Below are 18,617 nucleotides of genomic sequence, written 5' to 3'. Positions count from 1 at the left end.
AGCGGGCCGCTCAGGCCCGCTTCATCGCCGCATCATGATCGGCCATAAGCGCCGCCAGTTCACGCGCATGCGTGTGCGGCAAGCCGTGCCACGCGTCGGGGATGATGTCCTGCTCGACCCGCGGGTTCCACGCGTCGAGCTGTTCGACCGCCCCCGCACGCACCATCCGGTCCTGCGCCCCCCAGATCGCCATCACCGGCACGCTCAGCTTTGCGATGCGCTGGTGCACGGCTTCCTGCGGCTCCTGCAGACAGCCGCGCAGGCTCGACAGAACCGAGCGCACGAAGCCGCGCCGTTTGAGCTCATCTAGGTGCAACTGGTCGATCTCGGGCACTTCGCTGCGATTGTCAGAGCCCTCGATCACGTTCTGCCGGTGCGCCTTGGGAAACACCATGTGGAACAGCCAGCTGCCGCAGATCGGATGCTGCAGCGTCCAGTCGACCATCGAGGACAGATCCGATTCGATGCCCGCAGGCGCGACCAGTATCAGACGCGACACGCGCTTGGGGTTCTCGGCGGTGAAGGCCGACGCCACCACCGCGCCAAGCGAATAGCCCAGCATGGTCATCGGCCCCTTGAGGTCGAGCACCGCCAGAAGCTCTTCGAGCTGCTGCATCAGGAAGGCCGGGGTCTGCGCTCCGCGCGGACGGTCGGAAAAGCCGCGCCCGTAAAGATCGTAGATCAGCACCCGCTTGCCCTGCGCCACCAGATGCCGGGTCAACGCGTGGAACACCGCCGATGGCGCGGTCAGCCCATGGATGCACACAATCAGCGGCCCATCCTCGGGCCCCTGCAACTGATAGTGCGTCCGGCCATGGCTGAGACGGACGCATTTGCCCGGCGCCTGCGAGCGGCGCAGATCGGTGAGCGGTCGGCGGCGAAGCTCGGCGACGACCGGCAAAGCGGCGATGATCGGAATCGCCGCGGCGATAACGCCAAGGGTATAGCTCATGCGGCATCGCGCTCCGGCAAGAGCCCGTGGCCGACGAGACAGGCCGCAAAGCCTTCGGGTCCACGGAACGGATGCACCTGCCAGCCGCGCGCGGCGGCGGCTGCGATATTGTCGTCGCGATCATCGGTGAACAGCAGCTGCTCGGGCGCGACGCCCGTCTCTGCCTCAAGCCTTGCGTAGATCTCGGCGTCGGGCTTGGTCACGCCCATGTAGCCCGAGATGAACCGCTGATCGAACTCCGACAGGAAGGGATAGACCTTCTGCGCCACCTCAAAGGTGCCGATGCCGAAATTGCTCAAGGCAAAGACCGTGACGCCACGGGCGCGCAGCGTCCGCAGGATCTCGACAGAGCGCGGGATCGCCGGGCTCGCAAGCTCGATCCAATTGTCGTGCCAATGGCGGATCTCGTCCCGCCACCGGGGGTGACGCTCGGCGAGGGCGTAGACTTCGTCGTGAAAGTCATGCCCTGCGTCGACGCGCTCGTTCATCTCGTGCAGATCCACCTCAGAGAACATGGCGCGCCGCCTGTCCTCTCCCATGAGGCGATCAAAATATCGTTCTGGCTGCCATTCGATCAGCACATTGCCGATGTCGAAGACGACGGCTTGGATAGTCATTTCCTAGTCCCCTGCAGCGCGTACCTCGCGCTCTAGCGAATTTAGGAAACGGCTTCGGTCGTTCTTTGTAAAGCTTTTGACTTTCCCGCCTGAGTAGAATGGATCCGAAGCGCGGATATCTTGCATCAGGTCACGCATCGCCAACTGCGCGCCGATGTTGCCGGGGGTGAAAATCTCGCCGTCCGGGCGCAGCACCCGCGCGCCGCCCTCGATGCAGCGCGCCGCCAGCGGAATGTCATTGGTGACAACCACGTCGCCCTTTCCCGCGCGCTCGGCGATCCATTTGTCGGCCTCATCCGGTCCGGCAGAGACGGTGACCACCTGCACCAGCGGGTTGCGCGAAGGGCGCAACCCACCATTGGCCACCAGCACCATCGGCAGACGATGGCGGGTCGCCACGCGCTCGGCCTCTTCCTTCACAGGACAGGCATCGGCGTCGATATAGAGCGTCACCCCAGCAGCGCCTCGGCATGGAAAGCGACATGCTCTTCCATGAAGGACGAGACGAAGAAATAACTGTGGTCATAGCCCTTCTGGATGCGGAAGCTGCCCTCCTGCCGCTTTGCCGCCATCGCCTCGGCCAGCGCCTCGGGCTTCAGCAGATGCAGGAACTGGTCGTCGCCGCCCTGATCGATCAGCACCGGCCCGTCAAAGCCGGTCTCACGCATCAGCAGAGTCGAATCATGCTTAGCCCATGCACTCTCGTCCTCGCCAAGATAGGCGCCCAGCTGCTTGCGGCCCCAGTCGCTCTGCGTCGGGTTGGCGATCGGCGCGAAGGCGGACACCGAGCGGAAGCGCCCGGGCAGGTTCATCGCCAGCGTCAGCGCGCCATGGCCGCCCATCGAGTGCCCGGTGATGCCCTGCCGGTCCATATCCAGCGCGAACTCGGTGCCGATCAGCGCGGGCAGTTCCTCGGCCACATAGTCCCACATGCGGAAATGCGGGGCCCAAGGGTCTTGGGTGGCGTTGACGTAAAAGCCCGCGCCCTGCCCCAGATCATAGGCCTCGTCATTGGCCACGCCCTCGCCCCGCGGCGAGGTGTCGGGAAAGACCAGCGCGATGCCCGCCTCGGCGGCCCAGGCCTGCGCCCCGGCTTTGGTCATGGCGTTCTCATGGGTGCAGGTGAGGCCCGAAAGGTACCACAGCACCGGCACCTCCATGTCCTTGGCCAGTTCGGGCAGGAACAGCCCGAAGGTCATGTCGCAGCCGCAGGCCTCGGACGCATGGGTATAGACGCCCTGCGTGCCGCCGAAGCAGCGGTTTTCAGATTTGGTTTCCATGGCGGTACTCCTGTTTGACGCAAGGGCTACCGTGACGGGCGCCGCTGGCGCAAGGCCGACGAACGTGGCGCAGGTTGCACTGCGTGCTTAGGGATGCACCCAAGCGATCACCGCGCTGACGGTGAGGATACTCGCGGCGGTGGAAATCAGGATCGCCGCCGAGACCCGCTGCGGCGCGATGCCGTAATGCTGGGCGAGGATGAAGACATTGCCCGCCACCGGCAGCGCCGAGGCCGAGACCATCACCGCCGCCTGATAGGGGGTGACCGGGAAGACGAAATAGGCCGCCAGCGCCACAAAGCCCGGATGCAGCACCAGCTTGCAAAAGCTGATCCAGCCCGCCACCGCCAGCCGCTCGGCGCTCTTGGTGGCCAGCGAGGCCCCGATGGCGAACAGGGCACCCGGCGTCGCGGCATTGCCCAGCGTGGTGAGGAAGGATTCCACCGGCGCGGGCATAGGCAGGCCGCTGGCCGACACCGCCAGCCCCGCCACGATCGACACGATCATCGGGTTGTTGATCAGCCCGCGCGCCACCGTGCCCAGCAAGGCCGGCGACAGCCCGCCGCCGCGCGCCCCCGACACGAGGATCACCAGAAGCGAAGAGAAGACGATCAGATCGACCGACAGCATCAGGATGATCGGGCCCACCGCCTCTTGGCCCAGCAGCACCGCCAGCATCGGCACGCCGAGAAAGCCGGTGTTGCCGATCGAGGCCGATTGCGCCTCGATCGCGGTGGTCTGCACGTCCTGCCGCCGCAAAAATCCCGCCACGGTCGCCACCGAATAGACCGCGGCCGTGCCCAGCAGATAAGCCGACGCGACATTGGGATCGAAGATCTCGGAGAACGACAGCGTCGCGGAGAAGCGGAACAGCATCGCCGAGAGCGCGAAGTAAAAGACGAAGCGGGTGATCGCCGCCACCGACTCTTCGGAAAAGAACCGCACTTTCGCGGCCCCGTAGCCGAGGCCGATCAGCGCGAAGAACGGCAGGACCTTGAGAAGGACGGCAATCATGAATGAGGGTCAGCGGGCGCGGCGGGCGCTCAGACCTTGCCCTCGAAATCCTTATGCACGTAGCGCGCATCGCAATAGGGGCATTCCACAACGCCGGTCTCATGCGAGACCGAAAGCCAGACGCGCGGGTGGCCAAGCGCCCCCTCGCCGCCGTCACAGGCGATGCGGTAGCTGTCGACGAGCTTGGTCTCGGGCGCCTCGGTGGTCATGCTCCGGTTCCCTTTTCACTGGCTTTGCACTACCTGCGTTATGAGACAAGTCACGCACAGGAGCAAGGCGCATGAGCGACGACGCGATCCGCATCGAAGGGCTGACCAAGACCTACGCCGGCGGCAAACAGGCGCTCAAGGGCGTCGATCTGAACGTGCCTCAGGGCTCGATCTTCGGCCTGCTCGGCCCCAATGGCGCCGGCAAATCGACGATGATCAACATCCTCGCGGGGCTGGTCACGAAAACCGCTGGCAGAGTGTCGATCTGGGGCTGGGATCAGGACCGCAACCCGCGCCAGTCGCGGGCCTCGATCGGGGTGATGCCGCAGGAATTGAACCTCGATCCCTTCTTCACCCCGCGCGCCGCGCTGGAGGTGCAGGCCGGGCTCTACGGCGTGCCCAAGGCCGATCGCACCACCGATGAGATCCTCGAAATGGTCGGGCTGGAAGACAAGGCCGAGGCCTATGCCCGCACCCTTTCGGGCGGGATGCGGCGGCGGCTCTTGCTGGGCAAGGCGCTGGTGCACCATCCGCATATCCTCGTGCTCGACGAGCCCACCGCCGGGGTCGACATCGAACTGCGGCAGATGCTCTGGCGCAACGTTCGCCGTCTCAACCGCGAGCGCGGCATGACCATCATCCTCACCACCCACTACCTCGAGGAAGCCGAGCAGATGTGCGACGAGATCGCCATCATCAACCACGGCGCATTGGTGGCCCGCGACAGCACCGCGAACCTGCTGGGCGGGATCGACGCCAAGACCATGGTGATCACCCCCGAGAGCATGCCCGAGACTCTGCCCGAGGCGCCCGGCATCACCGCCGAGATCCGCGACGGCGGGCTGATCGCACTCAGCTACCGCAGCCGCGAGACCTCGGCCGAGGACGTGCTGGGCCTCGTTCGCGCACATGGCATCAGCCTGCGCGACGTGCGGACCGAGCAGGCCGACCTCGAAGATGTCTTCCTCGAACTGACCCGCAGCCGCCCCGCTGCCTGAGCGCAGTCCCTGAGACGCCTCCGGCGGGAGTATTTGCGGAAAGATGAAAGGGCGGCGCCGATCCAACGGCGCCGCCCTTTTGCGGTCTGGGGTCTTCCCGGTCCGGCTTCTTCTCTTTGAAAATACGCCCGCCGGAGGCGGTCCGGGCGCTGCCGCCCGTGCCGACCCGCCAGAATAGAGCGCCTCAGCCCTTTTCCAGCATCCGTCCCAACGGACGGCCCGCAAGGATATGCACGTGCAGATGCGGCACTTCCTGCACCCCGTCGACGCCGGCGTTGGAGATCATCCGGAAGCCATCGGCGGCAACGCCCTCCATCTCGCAGACCTTGCCGATGGCGCGGGTGTAGTCGAGGATCTCGGCGTCCGAGGCGTTCTGAGCGAAATCGTCATAGCAGACATAGGCGCCCTTCGGGATCACCAGCACATGCGTCGGCGCCTGCGGGCGGATGTCGCGGAATGCAAGGCTGTGCTCGGTCTCGAGCACGGTGCTGTTGGGGATCTCGCCGCGCAGGATCTTGGCGAAGATATTCTGATCGTCGTAGCTGTAGGCCATGGGGGTCCTCTATGGGTTGCTCAGTCGCAAAAGAGTTGTTCGTCGGAGGCGATCGCCCGGGCTGTCTCGGGGGCGACCGACAGGAATTGCACCAGCGCGCGCACCTGCGCCTCGAACGGGTCCTGCTCGCGCAGATGCAGGTGGCCCGGAAGATTGGCGTCGCGCAGCTGATCGCTTTCGTGTTCGATGTCGTTGCGGATGGTGGGGATCAGCCGCGCCATGGCCGCCTCGGAGGTGCGTTCCCCGGCCAGCCCGATGCGCGTGGCATGGCCCGCAAGGAAGGCGTCCGAGAACTGGCAATCAAGCTGCAGCAGCCGCGTCACCGCGCGGTCGCGGCAGAAATCCTCGATCAGATCGAGGCTGCCGGGGTCGATGCAGACCACCATCCTCTCTTCGCCGAAATAATCGAAGAGCATGCGCATCAGCGCCCGGCGGTGGCGGTGGCGCTTGTCCATGGTCGACTGCACGCCCCCCAGATCGGGCAGCGGGCAGCTTTCCTCGTTGAACAGGTAATCGACACAGGGCAGCGTGGTCTTGTCGCGAATATGCCCGATCAGCCGTTTCGCCACATGCCACTTCTTGCTGACCACAATCAGCAATTCGCGCTCGCGCCCCAGCGAGCTTTCGGTTTCCCAGAAGCGCGGCGCGAACCGGCGGCCGATGCGCCCCTTGTCGGTTAGGAAGCGATAGAGCGAGCGGCCTTCGTCCGAGACCCGGAACTGCGCCCCCTCGGTGGCATAGAGCACCCCCAAGCGCCGCCGCAGATCCTGCGCGTCGGGGCTGATCTTGCGGGCGAAAAGGAAGTCCTGCGCCAGCAGCAGATCATAGTGATCATTATAGAAGGTGACCGGCATCCCGTAGTCCGAGAACATCAGGAAGGTCAGCGTGCGGCTGTCGATCTCGCGCTCGGGCACGAGGTGGCGCACCAGCGTCTGAAAGAAGGTCTCGTCGGGGATCCACGTGCTGCGAAAGAAGCGCATGACGTCAGGCCGCCCCGCGATGAAGCTCTGGATCGCCTCCACCGTGCGCCGCCGCAGACACCACCATTGCGAGCCGATCATCACCTCTAGATCGGCGGGGATCCGGCGGGTCAGCCTCAGCCGCTTCTGCGCCTCGAACATTGCATAGAACCGGCGCTTCTGCGTGCGCTCGTTGAACATGTGGCGGTAGATCAGCCGCTCTTCCTTCCAGCCGGTCTTGATCCAGTCGGATTTGAAGAAGTCGAAGCTTTCGATGTAGTCGGCCTCGCGCGCGTCCAGAAACTCATGCGCGTGCTGGGCCGATTTGATCGCCATGCAATCGCCCGAGAGCATGTAGAAATGCGTCGCCCGTGGGAACGCCTCACATGCCGCCGCCAAAGCGTTCAGCGTGGCCTGCACCAGCGACCATTCCCCCCAGCCGCATTTCACCCGGCGCCGCGCGAAGGTCACGTTGGGATCTTCGGCCAGCGCGTCGCGAATCTTCTGGTAATCGGCCTGCGGCGCGCGCGCATCGAAATGGATCGCCATGCAGTCGCCAGCGGCGGTCAAGCTCTGCGCCTGCTTGATGATCGCATCCGGATCCTTGTGGCACAGCAGTATGAAGGCAATCTTCGCCAAAGGATGAGGTCCGCCCAAATTTCGCCTGCTTCTTCACCTTTACCCCGGCGAAGACATTGAACAGGCCGATGTCTTTTGCTTTTTTGCATGTCCATGGAGCCTGCGACAAGCCGGGCCGAGGCGGGGAGAGAGAACAATGGGGTTTCCGGGCACCTGGATGACAGAGAGCGAGAGCATGATCTACCGGGTCGTGCCGAAATGCGCCTGCTCGACCATCGGCCAGATCATGTATTACTCGGATCATGGCGCGTTCTTCAACGGCGACATCCACGACGCCGAGCGCGGGCTGCACAAATGGAACCGCGACGAAAGCCAGAACCCGATCAAGGCCAATGTGAAGACGCGCAACGCCCCCGCCTTCACCTGCGTGCGCAATCCCTACACGCGCATCCTGTCGAGCTTCTTCGACAAGATCTGCGGCGTCCAGCGCAACGGCAACCGCTACCGCGGCAATATGGTGCCGATGCTGGTGCAGAAATACGGGATCGAGGTCGGCGGCGAGGACGGCAAGGAAGAGTTCGACCAGATCCGTTCGTTCCGCCGGTTCCTGCTGTTCGCCCGTGACAGCATCCGCTGGCGCCGCCCGATGGAGCCCGACATTCACTGGTCGTCGGTCTCGGGGCATGTCTCGACCTTCATCGTCAACGGCGGGCGCTACGATCAGATCTTCTGGACCGAGAAGTTCAACGAGGGCATGCAGAGCGTTCTGGACAAGGTGCAGACGCGCCACCCGGTCGACCTTTCAGCGATCCCCCGCTTCAACGAATCCGAAGGCCATGGCCCGAAACGCGCGCATCCGGTCGAGGATTACTTCGACGATCTGTCGATGCATCTCGTCTATGAGATCTACAAGCGCGACTTCGATCTCTTCCGCTATGATTTCGAGAACCCGGCGAACAAGCTGCCGATCGGCGAGATCGACCTCGACGAGGTGCATGCCAAGCTGGGCGACTGAGGCTCAGGCCCCCTCGGGCGCGGGTGCATCGGGCGCGATCCCCAGATAGCCAAAGACCGCCGGGCGCAGCCGCGCCTCGATGGCCTCAAGGTCGCAATCCTCGGCAAACAGCGCCGCATGCACCATGCCGCGGCACAGCGCCGAAAGATCGCGCGCGGCGACCTCGGGCTGCGGCACCGCGAAATGCGTGAGCAGCGCCACCATCGCGGCATCCACCTCGGATCCCGCCGCGCAGACATCCGGGCCGAGCGGCAGCTGCATCTCTGCCTTTTCCAGCTCGCGTGACAGCACCGGCGCGCGGGCATGGTGACGGATCGAGGCGTGCAGCACCGTCCGCGCCGCCTCGCGCAGGTCCAGATCATGCGCCGCCGCCACGGCCTGTCCCATATCTTCGAAGAACTGCGCCTTCTGCCGCCGCACCAGTTCCGCAAGGATCGTCTCCTTGTTGGGGAAATACTGGTAGAGCGTGCCGATGCTCACCCCTGCCCGCTCAGCCACCGCATTGGTGGTCAGCGCAGCGATCCCGCCCGCCTCTAGAATCTGAGCCGCCGCCGTCAGCATGGCCTCGACCGAGGCGCGCGACCGGGTCTGACGCGGTGTTTTTCGGGGGGATAGCGCGGCGGCTTGGGTCATGGCGGAATGCGAGTATGAAACCTGAGGGAATGCTCGCATTCTATCGCGGCCCAAAGCTCGCACAAAGGAAAACCGCCATGTCCGCCTACTGGAAAGGCCGCAAAGTTCTGCTGACCGGCGCGACGCGCGGCATTGGCCGCGCCATGGCCGAAACGCTGGTCGCCGAAGGGGCGAGCGTGCTTGGCGTTGCCCGGAATACCGCCGCGCTGGAGGAGATGACACGCAAGCTCGGCCCGCGATTCGACGGGCTGGAGGCGGATCTCGGCGATCCCGAGATTCCGCGCGGCGTGGTGAACTGGGTGGCCGATGCGCATCCCGACTGCTCGGTGCTGATCAACAACGCGGCGGTGATGAGCTACCCGCTGCTCACCGACGGCAGCAACCACGACGTCGGCATCGAAGAAGAGGTGCAGATCAACATGATCGCGCCGATGCAGATCGCCACCGCCCTGCTGCCCCGGCTTGCCGCGCAGAAAGGCGCGCGGATCGTCAATGTCACCTCGGGGCTGGCGGTCGCGCCAAAAACCGATGCGCCGATCTATTGCGCCACCAAGGCTGGGATGCGCAGCTTCACCCGCAGCCTGCGCTATCAGGCCGAGGATGCCGGGCTGCACATCGGCATTTGCGAGGCGCTGCTTCCGGCGGTGAACACCTCGCTGTCGCGCGGCAGGGCCGAACGCAAGATGCCCGCGCCCGAGGCCGCCGCCGCGATCCTTGCCGGAGCGGAGGCGGGCAAGGCGGAGATCTGGATCGGCAAGACCAAGCTGCTGCGCCGGGTGATGCGCCTGTCGCCCGCGCTGGCCCATGGCCTCATGCGCCGCATCGAGGCCTGAGCCTCAGCCCTCAAGCTCCTGCGACGGAATCATCGGAAAGAACTCCCCGGACGACCATAGCCCGAACCAGCGCGCGCCCTCATGCTCGTGATGGGCGCCAAGCTCGACCAGCCGGTAGAAACTCTTGCGGTCGATCAGCGCCTCAAGGTTGGCGCGCACGTGGATATAGGGCGACGGCTCGCCGCTTTGCGGATCGCGCACCACGCGGATCGGATGCTCTGGCCCGGCCACGGCGAAATCGCCCACATGGGTCTGGAAGGTCAGCACCTGATCGCTGCCCGCGCCTTCCGCTTCGAAGTCGATGGCGACGAACGGCGCATCATCGACGGTGATCCCGACCATCTCGACCGGGGTCACGAGGAAGTATTTCTCGCCGTCTTTTCTCAAAATCGACGAAAAAAGCTTCACCAGTTCGAAGCGTCCGATCGGCGTTCCGAGGTAAAACCACGTGCCGTCACGGGCAATTCGCATGTCGAGATCGCCGCAGAACGGCGGATTCCACCGCTCCACGGGCGGCAGCCCACGCCCCGAAGCGGCGCGCGCTGCAGCAGCTATGCCCTCGGCAGAGGGAGTCACGTAATTTTGTGTGCGCATTACTTTTGCCATTTTCCACCCCCGCGATACACTCGCTTGGTAAAGGATTTACGCAAGGGAGTCTCCCCCATGGCCGAAGACCTGGTTGCCGAGATTGAGGCGCTGGAAGAAAAGCTCGCCGAAGCCAAGACGGCGATCACCCGGCGCTTCATCGGACAGGAGAGGGTCGTGGACCTGACCCTTGCCGCATTGCTCTGCGGCGGTCACGCGCTGCTCATCGGCCTGCCCGGCCTCGGCAAGACGCGTCTGGTGGAAACGCTCTCGACGGTGATGGGCCTCAATGGCAACCGCGTGCAGTTCACCCCCGATCTGATGCCCGCCGACATCCTCGGCTCGGAGGTTCTGGAAACCGCCGCCGACGGCAGCCGCGCCTTCAAGTTCCTGCAGGGGCCGATCTTCTGCCAGCTGCTGATGGCCGACGAGATCAACCGCGCCTCGCCGCGCACCCAGTCGGCGCTGCTGCAGGCCATGCAGGAGAAATCGGTGACCATCGGCGGCGAAACCCGCACGCTGGATCTGCCGTTCCACGTGCTCGCCACGCAAAACCCGATCGAGCAAGAGGGCACCTACCCGCTGCCCGAGGCGCAGCTTGACCGTTTCCTCGTGCAGATCGACGTGGCCTATCCCGACCGCAAGACCGAGAAAGACATCCTGCTCGCCACCACCGGCACCGAAGAGGCGCAGGCGCATCAGGTGTTCGATCCCGCCGCGCTGATGGCCGCGCAGCACCTGCTGCGGCGGATGCCCGTGGGCGATGCGGTGGTCGAGATGATCCTCGATCTGGTGCGCGCCTTCCGTCCCGGCGATCCCTCGGCCTCGGCCCGCGTGCGCGACACCGTGGCATGGGGCCCCGGCCCGCGCGCCGCGCAGGCGCTGATGCTCACCGTGCGCGCGCGTGCGCTGCTGCAGGGGCGTCTCGCGCCCTCGCCCTCGGATGTGATCGACATGGCCCGCCCGGTGCTGGTCCACCGCATGGCGCTGACCTTCTCGGCCCGCGCCCGCGGCGAGGATCTGGGCGCGATCATCGACGAGGTCTGCGCCACGCTCACGCCCTCCGAGGCTGCGGCTTGATCACGCCCATTGCCCAGCTCCGGCAGAGCGCACAGGAAGAGGCCAGCCGCTTTCCCGCGCTGCTCGCAAGGGCCGAGCATCTGGCGGGCACCGTCCTGCTGGGCGAACACGGCCGCCGCCGCTCGGGGCTGGGGGATGACTTCTGGCAATACCGCCCGCTGCGCCCCGGCGACACCTACCGCAGCATCGACTGGCGGCGCTCGGGCCGTGGCGACGAGCAGTTCGTGCGCGAGCGCGAATGGCAAATCGCGCAAAGCGTGCAGCTCTGGGTCGATACCGGCGCGTCGATGCGGTTTTCGTCGAACAAGGACCTGCCAAGCAAGGGCGACCGCGCCCGGCTGATCGCGCTGTCGGCGGCCATCCTGCTGATCCGCGGCGGCGAGCGTGTGGGGTTCACCGGCTGGTCGCTGCCGCCGCGCAATGGCGATGTGCAGATCCTCCGGCTCGCCGAGGCGATGAGCGAAGACGGCACCGAGGATTATTCCGAACCCGAGGCGCGCGGCATGATCCCCCACGCCCGCGCCATGTTCGTGTCCGATTTCCTAAGTGATCTGGACCCCGTCGAGGCGGCGCTGACCAAAGCCGCCGACCGCGGCGTGCGCGGTGTGCTGCTGCAGGTGCTCGACCCCTCGGAGGAAAGCTTTCCGTTCAAAGGGCGCACGATTTTCGAAAGCGTCGGCAAGACCTTGGCGCATGAGACGCTGAAGGCGGGCGACCTTCGCGAGCGCTATCTGGAACGGCTGGCCGAGCGTAAGGCGCGGCTTGCACATCTTGCCCGCTTAACGGGTTGGCAGTTTTTATGCCATCATACCAGTGACAGCGCGCAGAACGCCCTGCTGTGGGTGTACCGCGCGATGGACGGAGGGCACGGATGACCGTTCTCGGCCCCCTGGGCTTCACGGCCCCTTGGTTGTCGCTTGGATTGCTGGCCCTGCCGGTGCTCTGGGTGATCCTGCGCGCGGTGCCGCCCGCGCCGATCCGCCGGCTGTTTCCCGGCGTGGTGCTGCTGCTGGGTCTCAAGGATGACGATCAGGTCACCGACCGCACGCCGTGGTGGCTTTTGCTGCTGCGGATGCTGGCGGTAGCGGCGGTGATCATCGGCCTCGCCGGGCCGATCCTGAACCCCGAAGACGACGCGCAGGCCGCGGGCACCGGGCCGCTGCTGGTGGTGATGGATGCCAGCTGGTCCTCGGCCTCGGACTGGCGTGCCCGCGAGGCGGCGCTCGACGCGCTGCTGGCACGGGCCGAGCGCGAGACACGCCCCGTGGCCATCCTGCGCCTGACCGAACCCGAGGCGCCGCAGTTCCAAGAGGCCGCCGTGCTGCGCAGCCGTCTTGGCGGCCTGCAGCCCGAACCCTGGGAGCCGGGCGACGCCCAGACCTCCCGCGCCATGGCGCTGCTGCCCGAGCAGGATTTCGACAGTTACTGGATGTCCGACGGGCTCGCCCGCGACAGCCGCGAGCCGCTGCTGAACGCGCTGATGGATCACGGGCAGGTCACCGTCTTCGAAAGCCCGCGCAACCTCACCGCCCTGCTGCCCCCCACCTTTGCCGACGGCAATGTTCAGATCACCGCGCGCCGCCTGCATGGCGGTGCGGAACGCGAGATCTCGATCGCCGGGCATGGGCTCGACCCGGCGGGCAACCCCGCCGTTCTTGTGCGCGCGCCGCTGACCTTCGAGGCTGGCGCCACCGAGGGCACGCTCGACCTCTCGCTGCCCGCCGAACTGCGCGCCCGCATCACAAGGTTCGAGATCGACGGCGCCCGCAACGCTGGCGCGGTCAGCCTGCCCGATGACAGCCTGCGCCGCCGCGAAGTGGCGCTGATCGCAGGCAATGAGAACCGCGAGGGGCTGGAGCTGCTGTCGCCGCTCTACTACCTGCACAAGGCGCTGGAGCAGGACGTCGATATCCTCGACGGCGCGCTGACCGACGTGCTGCCCGCCAATCCCGACGTGATCGCGCTTGCGGATGTGGCCACGCTCAGCCCCGCCGAAACCGACGGGGTCACCGAATGGCTGCAGAACGGCGGCACGCTGCTGCGCTTCGCCGGGCCGCGCCTCGCCGCCTCCAACCTGTCGCGCGACCGCGAAGACCCGCTGATGCCCGTGCGCCTGCGCGCGGGTGGGCGCTCGGTCGGCGGCGCGATGAGCTGGGGCGAGCCCAAGACATTAGCGCCCTTCCCCGCCGGGAGCCCGTTCGAAGGGCTGCAGATCCCCGAGGATGTCAGCGTCACCAGTCAGGTTATGGCGCAGCCCGATCCGACGCTGGCCGACCGGGTGATCGCGCAGCTCACCGATGGCACCCCGCTGGTCACCCGCAAGCGCGTCGGCGCCGGGCAAGTGGTGCTGTTCCATGTGACCGCCAATGCCGAATGGTCGACGCTGCCGCTCTCGGGTCTTTTCGTGCAGATGCTCGAGCGGTTGGCGATCTCGGCCATGCCCGCGACGCCCGAGCCCGCCGATCTTGCAGGCACCATGTGGCAGCCCCTGCGCGTGCTCGACGGTTTCGGCGCGGTCACCGACGCGGGCACCCTGCCCGGCGTCGCTGGCGAGACGCTGCTCACCGATCCGCTCGGCCCCGAATTGCGCCCCGGCCTCTATCAGGGCGAAGAGCGCAGCCTTGCGCGCAATGTCGTCACCGCCGAGACCGTTCTGCAGCCCGCCACCTGGCCCGACACGGTGCCGGTCGAAGGGCTGAGCCGCCCGCAGGAAACCCCGCTCGCGGGCTGGCTGCTGGCCCTCGCCATCGCGCTGCTTCTGGCCGATGTCATCGCCTCGCTGGCGCTGTCCGGACGGCTGCGCGGCGCCCGGCCCAGCGGCACCGCCGCCGCGGTGCTTCTGGCGCTGGCACTCGGTGCGCTCGCTGCGCCCGGAACCGCACAGGCCCAGCAGAGCCAGCGCAGCAGCGCCGAGGCGGACGCCTTTGCCGAGGCCGCCACCGGAGAGCTGACGCTGGCGCATGTGATCACCGGCGACGCGCAGGTGGACGATCTGGCGCAGGCCGGGCTGCGTGGCCTGTCGGACACGCTGTTCTTCCGCACCTCGGTCGAGCCCTCTGATCCCATGGCGGTCAATCTCGAGACAGACGAGCTCGCCTTCTTCCCGCTGCTCTACTGGCCGATCGTGCCGTCGCAGCCCACGCCCTCGCCCGCCGCCTATGCCAAGCTCAACGAATATTTGCGCTCGGGCGGGATGATCCTCTTTGACACGCGCGACGCCGATGTGGCGGGCTTTGGCGCCGCCTCGCCCGAGGGCCGCAAGCTGCGTGAGATCGCCGCCCCGCTCGACATTCCGCCGCTGGAACCGGTGCCACAGGACCATGTGCTCACCCGCACCTTCTATCTGCTGCAGGATTTCCCCGGCCGCTACACCAGCCGCGACGTCTGGGTCGAGGCCGCGCCGCCCGATGCCGAACTGATCGAGGGCATGCCCTTCCGCAACCTTAACGACAACGTCACCCCGGTGGTCATCGGCGGCAACGATTGGGCCGCCGCATGGGCGGTGGACCCGCGCGGCAACCCGCTGGTGCGCATCGGTTCGGGCTTTGCTGGCGAACGTCAGCGCGAGATCGCCTACCGTTTCGGGGTGAACCTCGTGATGCATGTGCTGACCGGCAACTACAAATCGGATCAGGTGCACGTCCCGGCGCTGCTCGACAGGCTCGGCCAATGATGCGCGCGGCATATGGGACAATGAACAGGCAGGCTTCATGACCGGCGAAATCGTCTTCGACCCGCTTCTGCCTTGGCCGCTGATCGCCGGGCTTGGCGTTCTGGCGCTGGCTTCGGTGCTGCTGGCGCTCTGGCGCGGCATGCCCGGCTGGGCGCTGCGGCTCTGCGCCGGGCTGGTGCTGGTGGCGGCCCTCACCCAACCGTCGTTTCAGGAAGAGGACCGCGCGCCGCTTTCGGACATCGTGCTGATGCTCGAAGACCAGAGCGCCTCGCAGCGCCTTGGCGACCGGCTGGAGACCACCTCCGAGGCCGCCGACGCGATGGAAGCGCGGCTCGCCGCCCGGCCCAACACCGAAGTGCGGCGCATCACCGTGCCCGATGGCGATGGCGACAGCGGCACGCTGCTGATGACCGCCCTGTCGGAGGCGCTGGCCGAAGAACCACGCGGCCGCATCGCCGGTATCTTTCTGCTGTCGGATGGGCGGCTGCACGATCTGGAACGCGCGCCCTCACTTCCCGCGCCTCTGCACCTGCTGCTCACCGGGCGCGAGACCGACTGGGACCGCCGGTTGATCGTCAAGAACGCCCCGGCCTTCGCCATCCTCGGCGAGCCGGTCACCCTGACGCTGCGGGTCGAGGATGATGGCGCCGCGCCACGGGAAAGCGAGACGGACCTGCAGATCTCGGTCGACGGCGCCGAGCCCGAAAGCTTCCGCGTGCCGCTCGGTCAGGACATCGAACTGCCGGTCACCCTGCCCCATGGCGGGCTCAACGTGATCCAGTTTACCGTGCCCGAGGGCGCGGGCGAGCTTACCGACCGTAACAACACAGCGCTGGTGCAGATCAACGGCGTGCGCGACCGCCTGCGCGTTCTTCTGGTCTCGGGAGAGCCGCATTCCGGCAGCCGGACATGGCGTAACCTATTGAAATCAGACAGCTCCGTCGACCTAGTGCATTTCACCATCCTGCGCCCGCCGGAAAAGCAGGATGGCGTGCCGGTGACTGAACTGTCGCTCATCGCCTTCCCGACGCGCGAGCTCTTCCTCGAGAAGATCGAGGATTTCGACCTGATCATCTTCGACCGTTACAAGCGCCGCGGCATCCTGCCCGCCATCTACCTCGACAACGTGCGCAACTACGTCGAGAACGGCGGCGCCGTGCTGGTCGCCGCCGGCCCCGATTTCGCCAGCGCCGATTCCATCTACCGCTCGCCCCTGTCCGAGATCCTGCCCGCCGAGCCCACCGCCCGTGTCATCGACGAAGGCTACCGCCCGACGGTCACCGAGCTTGGCGAGCGTCACCCGGTCACCGCCGGGCTCACCGGCGCGGACAGCTGGGGCCGCTGGATGCGGCAGGTCGAGGTGACGCCGAACGAGGGCGCGGAGGTTGTGATGTCGGGCGCCGAAGACCAGCCGCTGCTGGTGCTCGACCGGGTTGGCGAGGGGCGCGTGGCGCTCATCGCCTCCGATCAGGCCTGGCTCTGGTCGCGCGGCTTCGAGGGCGGCGGGCCGCAACTCGACCTGCTGCGGCGTCTGGCGCATTGGATGATGAAAGAGCCCGAGCTTGAGGAAGAGGCGCTCTGGGCCGAGGCCACCGGCCAGTCCATGCGCATCATCCGCCGCACGCTGGAAGAGGGCGTCGGCGCGGTCACCGTGACCCGCCCCGATGGCACCGAAGAGCAAGTGCCGCTGGAAGAGGTTTCGCCCGGGCGGTTTGAGGCGATCTATCAAGGGCCGGAAATCGGGCTCTACCGCCTCAAGGAAGGCGAGCAGGAAGCGGTCATCGGCCTCGGACCGGCGGCACCGCGCGAGTTCGAGCAGACCATCGCCAGTGGCGAGGCGCTGCAGCCGGTGGTGGATTCGCTGCGCGGCGGCGAGGCGCGGATCGAAGACGGTCTGCCCAACATCCGCACGATCAGCGCCGGGCGTCCCGCCGCCGGTCGCGGCTGGATGGGCATCACCCCGCGCGAGGCGTTCGAGACCATGGATGTGACCCGCATTCCGCTGCTTCCCGCGTGGCTGACGCTGCTGCTGGCGGCGGGCTTCATCGTCGGGGCGTGGCTGCGCGAGGGGAGGCGCTGATCAGCGCAGATCCAGCGGCAGGCGGGTGTCACTCCAGCCATCGATCAGGCAGCGCGCGCGGATGTAGACGCGCGCTGTCCCCGCGGGGACAGCGACACCGGACAGGCTGCGGGTGAAGGGCTGCTCGGTCTCATGCGGATGCGCCAGAACGCGGGTGCCGAGCGCGGTGCCCACCTCATCCTCGATCCGCCAGCCATCGGCGTAATGCTCCCAGCCGGTATCGGGATGGGCCAGCGTGACCGCAAAGCTCCAACCCTCCCCCGCGCGGCGGGCTTCGGCCGCCAGCACCTCGGGGTCAGCGGCGGCAAGCGGCGTCGCCGCAAGGCTGAGCAGCAGGACAAAGACGGGTTTCATGCGCGGCAGTATGGCACAAATCTCTTCGAAGAGATTTGCAAAAGCCTTCGAAGGCTTTTGCCTACTCGTCCTCAGCCGCCAGCAGCACCTCGCGCGACTGCGAGGTGAACTCTCGCCGCAGGATCACACCAAGCGTGACCAGCGCCGCCACCACCAGCGGCCAAGCCCCCAGCAGCCATGCCGACGATCCGATGCCGAAATAGACCGAGCGCAGCCCGCGGTTGTAGCTGCGCGCGGCAAAGATATTGATCTCGGCGGCCTTGGCGGCGCGGGCATAGGCGGTGGCGCTGTTGTCGTTGGGTGTGGCGCCCATCATCACCGAGCAATAGCCGAAAAGCCGGTTCGACCAGACGAATTTCAGGAAGGCATTGGCCGCGAACACGAGGATCAGCAGCAGCTTGGCCTCCCAGACGATCGCAGGCGCGTCGCCCCCCGCCGAGAGATCCTCAGCGACGCCGCGCACCTGCTCGGGATTGCCCAAAAGCGCGAAAATCCCGCCGATGGCGATCATCGAGGTGGAGGCAAAGAACGCAGTGCTCTGCCGCAGGCTGCCGACGATCTGCGAGTCGAAGATGCGCGGCTGGCGGGTGACGAAATGCTTCATCCACTGACGCCGGTAGCGCGCCATCAGCACGGTCACCGACGGGCGGCGTTTGGGCGGATTCTCGATGAACCACGAGCCGCCCAGCCAGCAGATCAGCAGCAGCGCAACACCGGCGAAATCAACCGGCGAAAACGAGGTGAGCGTGTCGAGCCAAGGACCCATGGTCAGAACGGCTTGGCCACGACCAGCCACAGGATGGCGATCGTGCCGACCACGCTGATCTCGTTGAAGATGCGCAGGAACATATCCGACTCGCGGAACTCGCCGCGCTTGGCGCGACCGACCAGAACGCCGGTCCAGATGTAATGCGCCGCCAGCAGCAGCACGAGGCCGATCTTGGCGTGCAGCCATGCCGGAAAGCCCCAGAGCACGCCCAGCCAGAGCCCGGTGATCACCGCGATCACCGCCAGCCCCGCCGAGAAGCGGTAGAGCCGATAGGTCAGATCGCCGAGCGGGCCGAAGGCGCCGGTCGTGGCGTAATCGCGCTTCCAGTAAATCAGCGCGCGCGGCACGGCAAAGATGGAGGTCATCCACCCCATGACGCAGAGAATATGTATGATCTTCAGCCAGTCCATGGGCTTACCTGCTACCATTCCCGC

20 protein-coding genes are annotated in these 18,617 nt (G+C 66.5%); 7 read left to right on the top strand and 13 right to left on the bottom strand.

What is annotated here, in order from left to right; genetic code table 11:
• Positions 1-10: 10 nt before the first annotated feature.
• The 6 genes from G0A00_RS03395 to G0A00_RS03370 form a co-directional block, all read right to left on the bottom strand.
• Complete coding sequence (locus G0A00_RS03395) at positions 11-952, bottom strand: alpha/beta fold hydrolase (protein ID WP_164178702.1); 942 nt, start codon at positions 950-952, stop codon at positions 11-13.
• On the bottom strand, positions 949-1,569 hold the full coding sequence (locus G0A00_RS03390; RefSeq protein WP_066103076.1) for an HAD family phosphatase: 621 nt from the start codon (positions 1,567-1,569) through the stop codon (positions 949-951). The genes G0A00_RS03395 and G0A00_RS03390 overlap by 4 nt, the downstream gene beginning before the upstream one ends.
• A gap of 3 nt (positions 1,570-1,572) precedes the next feature.
• Positions 1,573-2,022: a YaiI/YqxD family protein gene (locus G0A00_RS03385; protein WP_164178700.1), complete on the bottom strand. Its 450-nt coding sequence runs from the start codon at positions 2,020-2,022 to the stop codon at positions 1,573-1,575.
• Positions 2,019-2,849: an S-formylglutathione hydrolase gene (fghA, locus tag G0A00_RS03380; protein WP_164178698.1), complete on the bottom strand. Its 831-nt coding sequence runs from the start codon at positions 2,847-2,849 to the stop codon at positions 2,019-2,021. The genes G0A00_RS03385 and fghA overlap by 4 nt, the downstream gene beginning before the upstream one ends.
• An 87-nt stretch (positions 2,850-2,936) precedes the next feature.
• Positions 2,937-3,863: an AEC family transporter gene (locus G0A00_RS03375; protein ID WP_066103084.1), complete on the bottom strand. Its 927-nt coding sequence runs from the start codon at positions 3,861-3,863 to the stop codon at positions 2,937-2,939.
• 29 nt (positions 3,864-3,892) lie between these two features.
• The gene (locus G0A00_RS03370) at positions 3,893-4,072 is read right to left on the bottom strand and encodes a zinc-finger domain-containing protein (protein WP_066103086.1); all 180 of its coding nucleotides are present in this window, start codon (positions 4,070-4,072) and stop codon (positions 3,893-3,895) included.
• Between the two features lie 71 nt (positions 4,073-4,143).
• On the opposite strand from G0A00_RS03370, the gene G0A00_RS03365 reads away from it, so the two are divergent.
• Positions 4,144-5,070, top strand: a complete 927-nt coding sequence (locus tag G0A00_RS03365) for an ABC transporter ATP-binding protein (protein ID WP_164178696.1) — start codon at positions 4,144-4,146, stop codon at positions 5,068-5,070.
• A gap of 184 nt (positions 5,071-5,254) precedes the next feature.
• Here the strand turns inward: G0A00_RS03365 and G0A00_RS03360 are convergent, their stop codons facing one another.
• Together G0A00_RS03360 and G0A00_RS03355 are read right to left on the bottom strand one after the other, a co-directional pair.
• The gene (locus G0A00_RS03360) at positions 5,255-5,623 is read right to left on the bottom strand and encodes a histidine triad nucleotide-binding protein (RefSeq protein ID WP_164178694.1); all 369 of its coding nucleotides are present in this window, start codon (positions 5,621-5,623) and stop codon (positions 5,255-5,257) included.
• Positions 5,624-5,643: 20 nt separating this feature from the next.
• Positions 5,644-7,221 (bottom strand): DUF5928 domain-containing protein, encoded by a 1,578-nt coding sequence (locus G0A00_RS03355; RefSeq protein WP_164178692.1) that lies wholly within the window; start codon positions 7,219-7,221, stop codon positions 5,644-5,646.
• A 136-nt stretch (positions 7,222-7,357) separates the two neighbouring features.
• Between G0A00_RS03355 and G0A00_RS03350 the strand changes: the two genes are divergently transcribed.
• Positions 7,358-8,176: a sulfotransferase family protein gene (locus G0A00_RS03350; RefSeq protein WP_164178690.1), complete on the top strand. Its 819-nt coding sequence runs from the start codon at positions 7,358-7,360 to the stop codon at positions 8,174-8,176.
• A gap of 3 nt (positions 8,177-8,179) precedes the next feature.
• Here the strand turns inward: G0A00_RS03350 and G0A00_RS03345 are convergent, their stop codons facing one another.
• On the bottom strand, positions 8,180-8,809 hold the full coding sequence (locus G0A00_RS03345) for a TetR/AcrR family transcriptional regulator (protein ID WP_164178688.1): 630 nt from the start codon (positions 8,807-8,809) through the stop codon (positions 8,180-8,182).
• Positions 8,810-8,886: 77 nt separating this feature from the next.
• Here G0A00_RS03345 and G0A00_RS03340 point away from each other — a divergent pair, with 77 nt between their 5' ends.
• Positions 8,887-9,642, top strand: coding sequence for an SDR family oxidoreductase (locus G0A00_RS03340; protein ID WP_164178686.1), 756 nt, complete (start codon positions 8,887-8,889; stop codon positions 9,640-9,642).
• A gap of 3 nt (positions 9,643-9,645) precedes the next feature.
• Here the strand turns inward: G0A00_RS03340 and G0A00_RS03335 are convergent, their stop codons facing one another.
• Positions 9,646-10,248 (bottom strand): DUF1285 domain-containing protein, encoded by a 603-nt coding sequence (locus G0A00_RS03335; RefSeq protein WP_203595258.1) that lies wholly within the window; start codon positions 10,246-10,248, stop codon positions 9,646-9,648.
• A 57-nt stretch (positions 10,249-10,305) separates the two neighbouring features.
• On the opposite strand from G0A00_RS03335, the gene G0A00_RS03330 reads away from it, so the two are divergent.
• The 4 genes from G0A00_RS03330 to G0A00_RS03315 are packed head-to-tail and all read left to right on the top strand — an operon-like array spanning position 10,306 to position 17,060.
• Positions 10,306-11,307 carry a MoxR family ATPase gene (locus tag G0A00_RS03330; protein WP_066103111.1) on the top strand — a complete coding sequence of 334 codons (1,002 nt, stop codon included), beginning with the start codon at positions 10,306-10,308 and terminating at the stop codon, positions 11,305-11,307.
• The gene (locus G0A00_RS03325) at positions 11,304-12,182 is read left to right on the top strand and encodes a DUF58 domain-containing protein (RefSeq protein WP_164178673.1); all 879 of its coding nucleotides are present in this window, start codon (positions 11,304-11,306) and stop codon (positions 12,180-12,182) included. The genes G0A00_RS03330 and G0A00_RS03325 overlap by 4 nt, the downstream gene beginning before the upstream one ends.
• Positions 12,179-14,980, top strand: a complete 2,802-nt coding sequence (locus G0A00_RS03320; protein ID WP_164178671.1) for a DUF4159 domain-containing protein — start codon at positions 12,179-12,181, stop codon at positions 14,978-14,980. Before G0A00_RS03325 ends, G0A00_RS03320 begins: the two co-directional genes overlap by 4 nt.
• A 37-nt stretch (positions 14,981-15,017) precedes the next feature.
• Complete coding sequence (locus G0A00_RS03315; protein ID WP_164178669.1) at positions 15,018-17,060, top strand: glutamine amidotransferase; 2,043 nt, start codon at positions 15,018-15,020, stop codon at positions 17,058-17,060.
• Here G0A00_RS03315 and G0A00_RS03310 read toward each other — a convergent pair whose 3' ends face one another.
• The 3 genes from G0A00_RS03310 to G0A00_RS03300 all read right to left on the bottom strand — a co-directional run bounded on the left by G0A00_RS03310 (position 17,061) and on the right by G0A00_RS03300 (position 18,593).
• The gene (locus G0A00_RS03310; RefSeq protein WP_164178667.1) at positions 17,061-17,414 is read right to left on the bottom strand and encodes a hypothetical protein; all 354 of its coding nucleotides are present in this window, start codon (positions 17,412-17,414) and stop codon (positions 17,061-17,063) included.
• A 61-nt stretch (positions 17,415-17,475) separates the two neighbouring features.
• Complete coding sequence (locus G0A00_RS03305) at positions 17,476-18,180, bottom strand: DUF599 domain-containing protein (protein ID WP_164178665.1); 705 nt, start codon at positions 18,178-18,180, stop codon at positions 17,476-17,478.
• Positions 18,181-18,182: 2 nt separating this feature from the next.
• Entirely contained in the window at positions 18,183-18,593 is a 411-nt protein-coding gene (locus tag G0A00_RS03300) for a CopD family protein (RefSeq protein ID WP_164178879.1), read from the bottom strand.
• Positions 18,594-18,617: the final 24 nt, after the last annotated feature.

This window comes from Salipiger sp. PrR002 (genome assembly GCF_010500775.1).
Classification (GTDB): domain Bacteria; phylum Pseudomonadota; class Alphaproteobacteria; order Rhodobacterales; family Rhodobacteraceae; genus Salipiger.
This window is presented reverse-complemented; position numbering and strand designations above follow the sequence as displayed.

Bases quoted from the DNA above. Each gene is read 5' to 3' on its own strand.
- G0A00_RS03375 (WP_066103084.1), bottom strand. From the start codon at position 3,863: ATGATTGCCGTCCTTCTCAAGGTCCTGCCGTTCTTCGCGCTGATCGGC.
- G0A00_RS03340 (WP_164178686.1), top strand. From the start codon at position 8,887: ATGTCCGCCTACTGGAAAGGCCGCAAAGTTCTGCTGACCGGCGCGACG.
- G0A00_RS03310 (WP_164178667.1), bottom strand. From the start codon at position 17,414: ATGAAACCCGTCTTTGTCCTGCTGCTCAGCCTTGCGGCGACGCCGCTT.
- G0A00_RS03360 (WP_164178694.1), bottom strand. From the start codon at position 5,623: ATGGCCTACAGCTACGACGATCAGAATATCTTCGCCAAGATCCTGCGC.
- G0A00_RS03345 (WP_164178688.1), bottom strand. From the start codon at position 8,809: ATGACCCAAGCCGCCGCGCTATCCCCCCGAAAAACACCGCGTCAGACC.
- G0A00_RS03335 (WP_203595258.1), bottom strand. From the start codon at position 10,248: ATGGCAAAAGTAATGCGCACACAAAATTACGTGACTCCCTCTGCCGAG.
- G0A00_RS03315 (WP_164178669.1), top strand. From the start codon at position 15,018: ATGACCGGCGAAATCGTCTTCGACCCGCTTCTGCCTTGGCCGCTGATC.
- G0A00_RS03305 (WP_164178665.1), bottom strand. From the start codon at position 18,180: ATGGGTCCTTGGCTCGACACGCTCACCTCGTTTTCGCCGGTTGATTTC.
- G0A00_RS03365 (WP_164178696.1), top strand. From the start codon at position 4,144: ATGAGCGACGACGCGATCCGCATCGAAGGGCTGACCAAGACCTACGCC.
- G0A00_RS03320 (WP_164178671.1), top strand. From the start codon at position 12,179: ATGACCGTTCTCGGCCCCCTGGGCTTCACGGCCCCTTGGTTGTCGCTT.
- fghA (WP_164178698.1), bottom strand. From the start codon at position 2,849: ATGGAAACCAAATCTGAAAACCGCTGCTTCGGCGGCACGCAGGGCGTC.
- G0A00_RS03350 (WP_164178690.1), top strand. From the start codon at position 7,358: ATGGGGTTTCCGGGCACCTGGATGACAGAGAGCGAGAGCATGATCTAC.
- G0A00_RS03330 (WP_066103111.1), top strand. From the start codon at position 10,306: ATGGCCGAAGACCTGGTTGCCGAGATTGAGGCGCTGGAAGAAAAGCTC.
- G0A00_RS03395 (WP_164178702.1), bottom strand. From the start codon at position 952: ATGAGCTATACCCTTGGCGTTATCGCCGCGGCGATTCCGATCATCGCC.
- G0A00_RS03390 (WP_066103076.1), bottom strand. From the start codon at position 1,569: ATGACTATCCAAGCCGTCGTCTTCGACATCGGCAATGTGCTGATCGAA.
- G0A00_RS03300 (WP_164178879.1), bottom strand. From the start codon at position 18,593: ATGGACTGGCTGAAGATCATACATATTCTCTGCGTCATGGGGTGGATG.
- G0A00_RS03370 (WP_066103086.1), bottom strand. From the start codon at position 4,072: ATGACCACCGAGGCGCCCGAGACCAAGCTCGTCGACAGCTACCGCATC.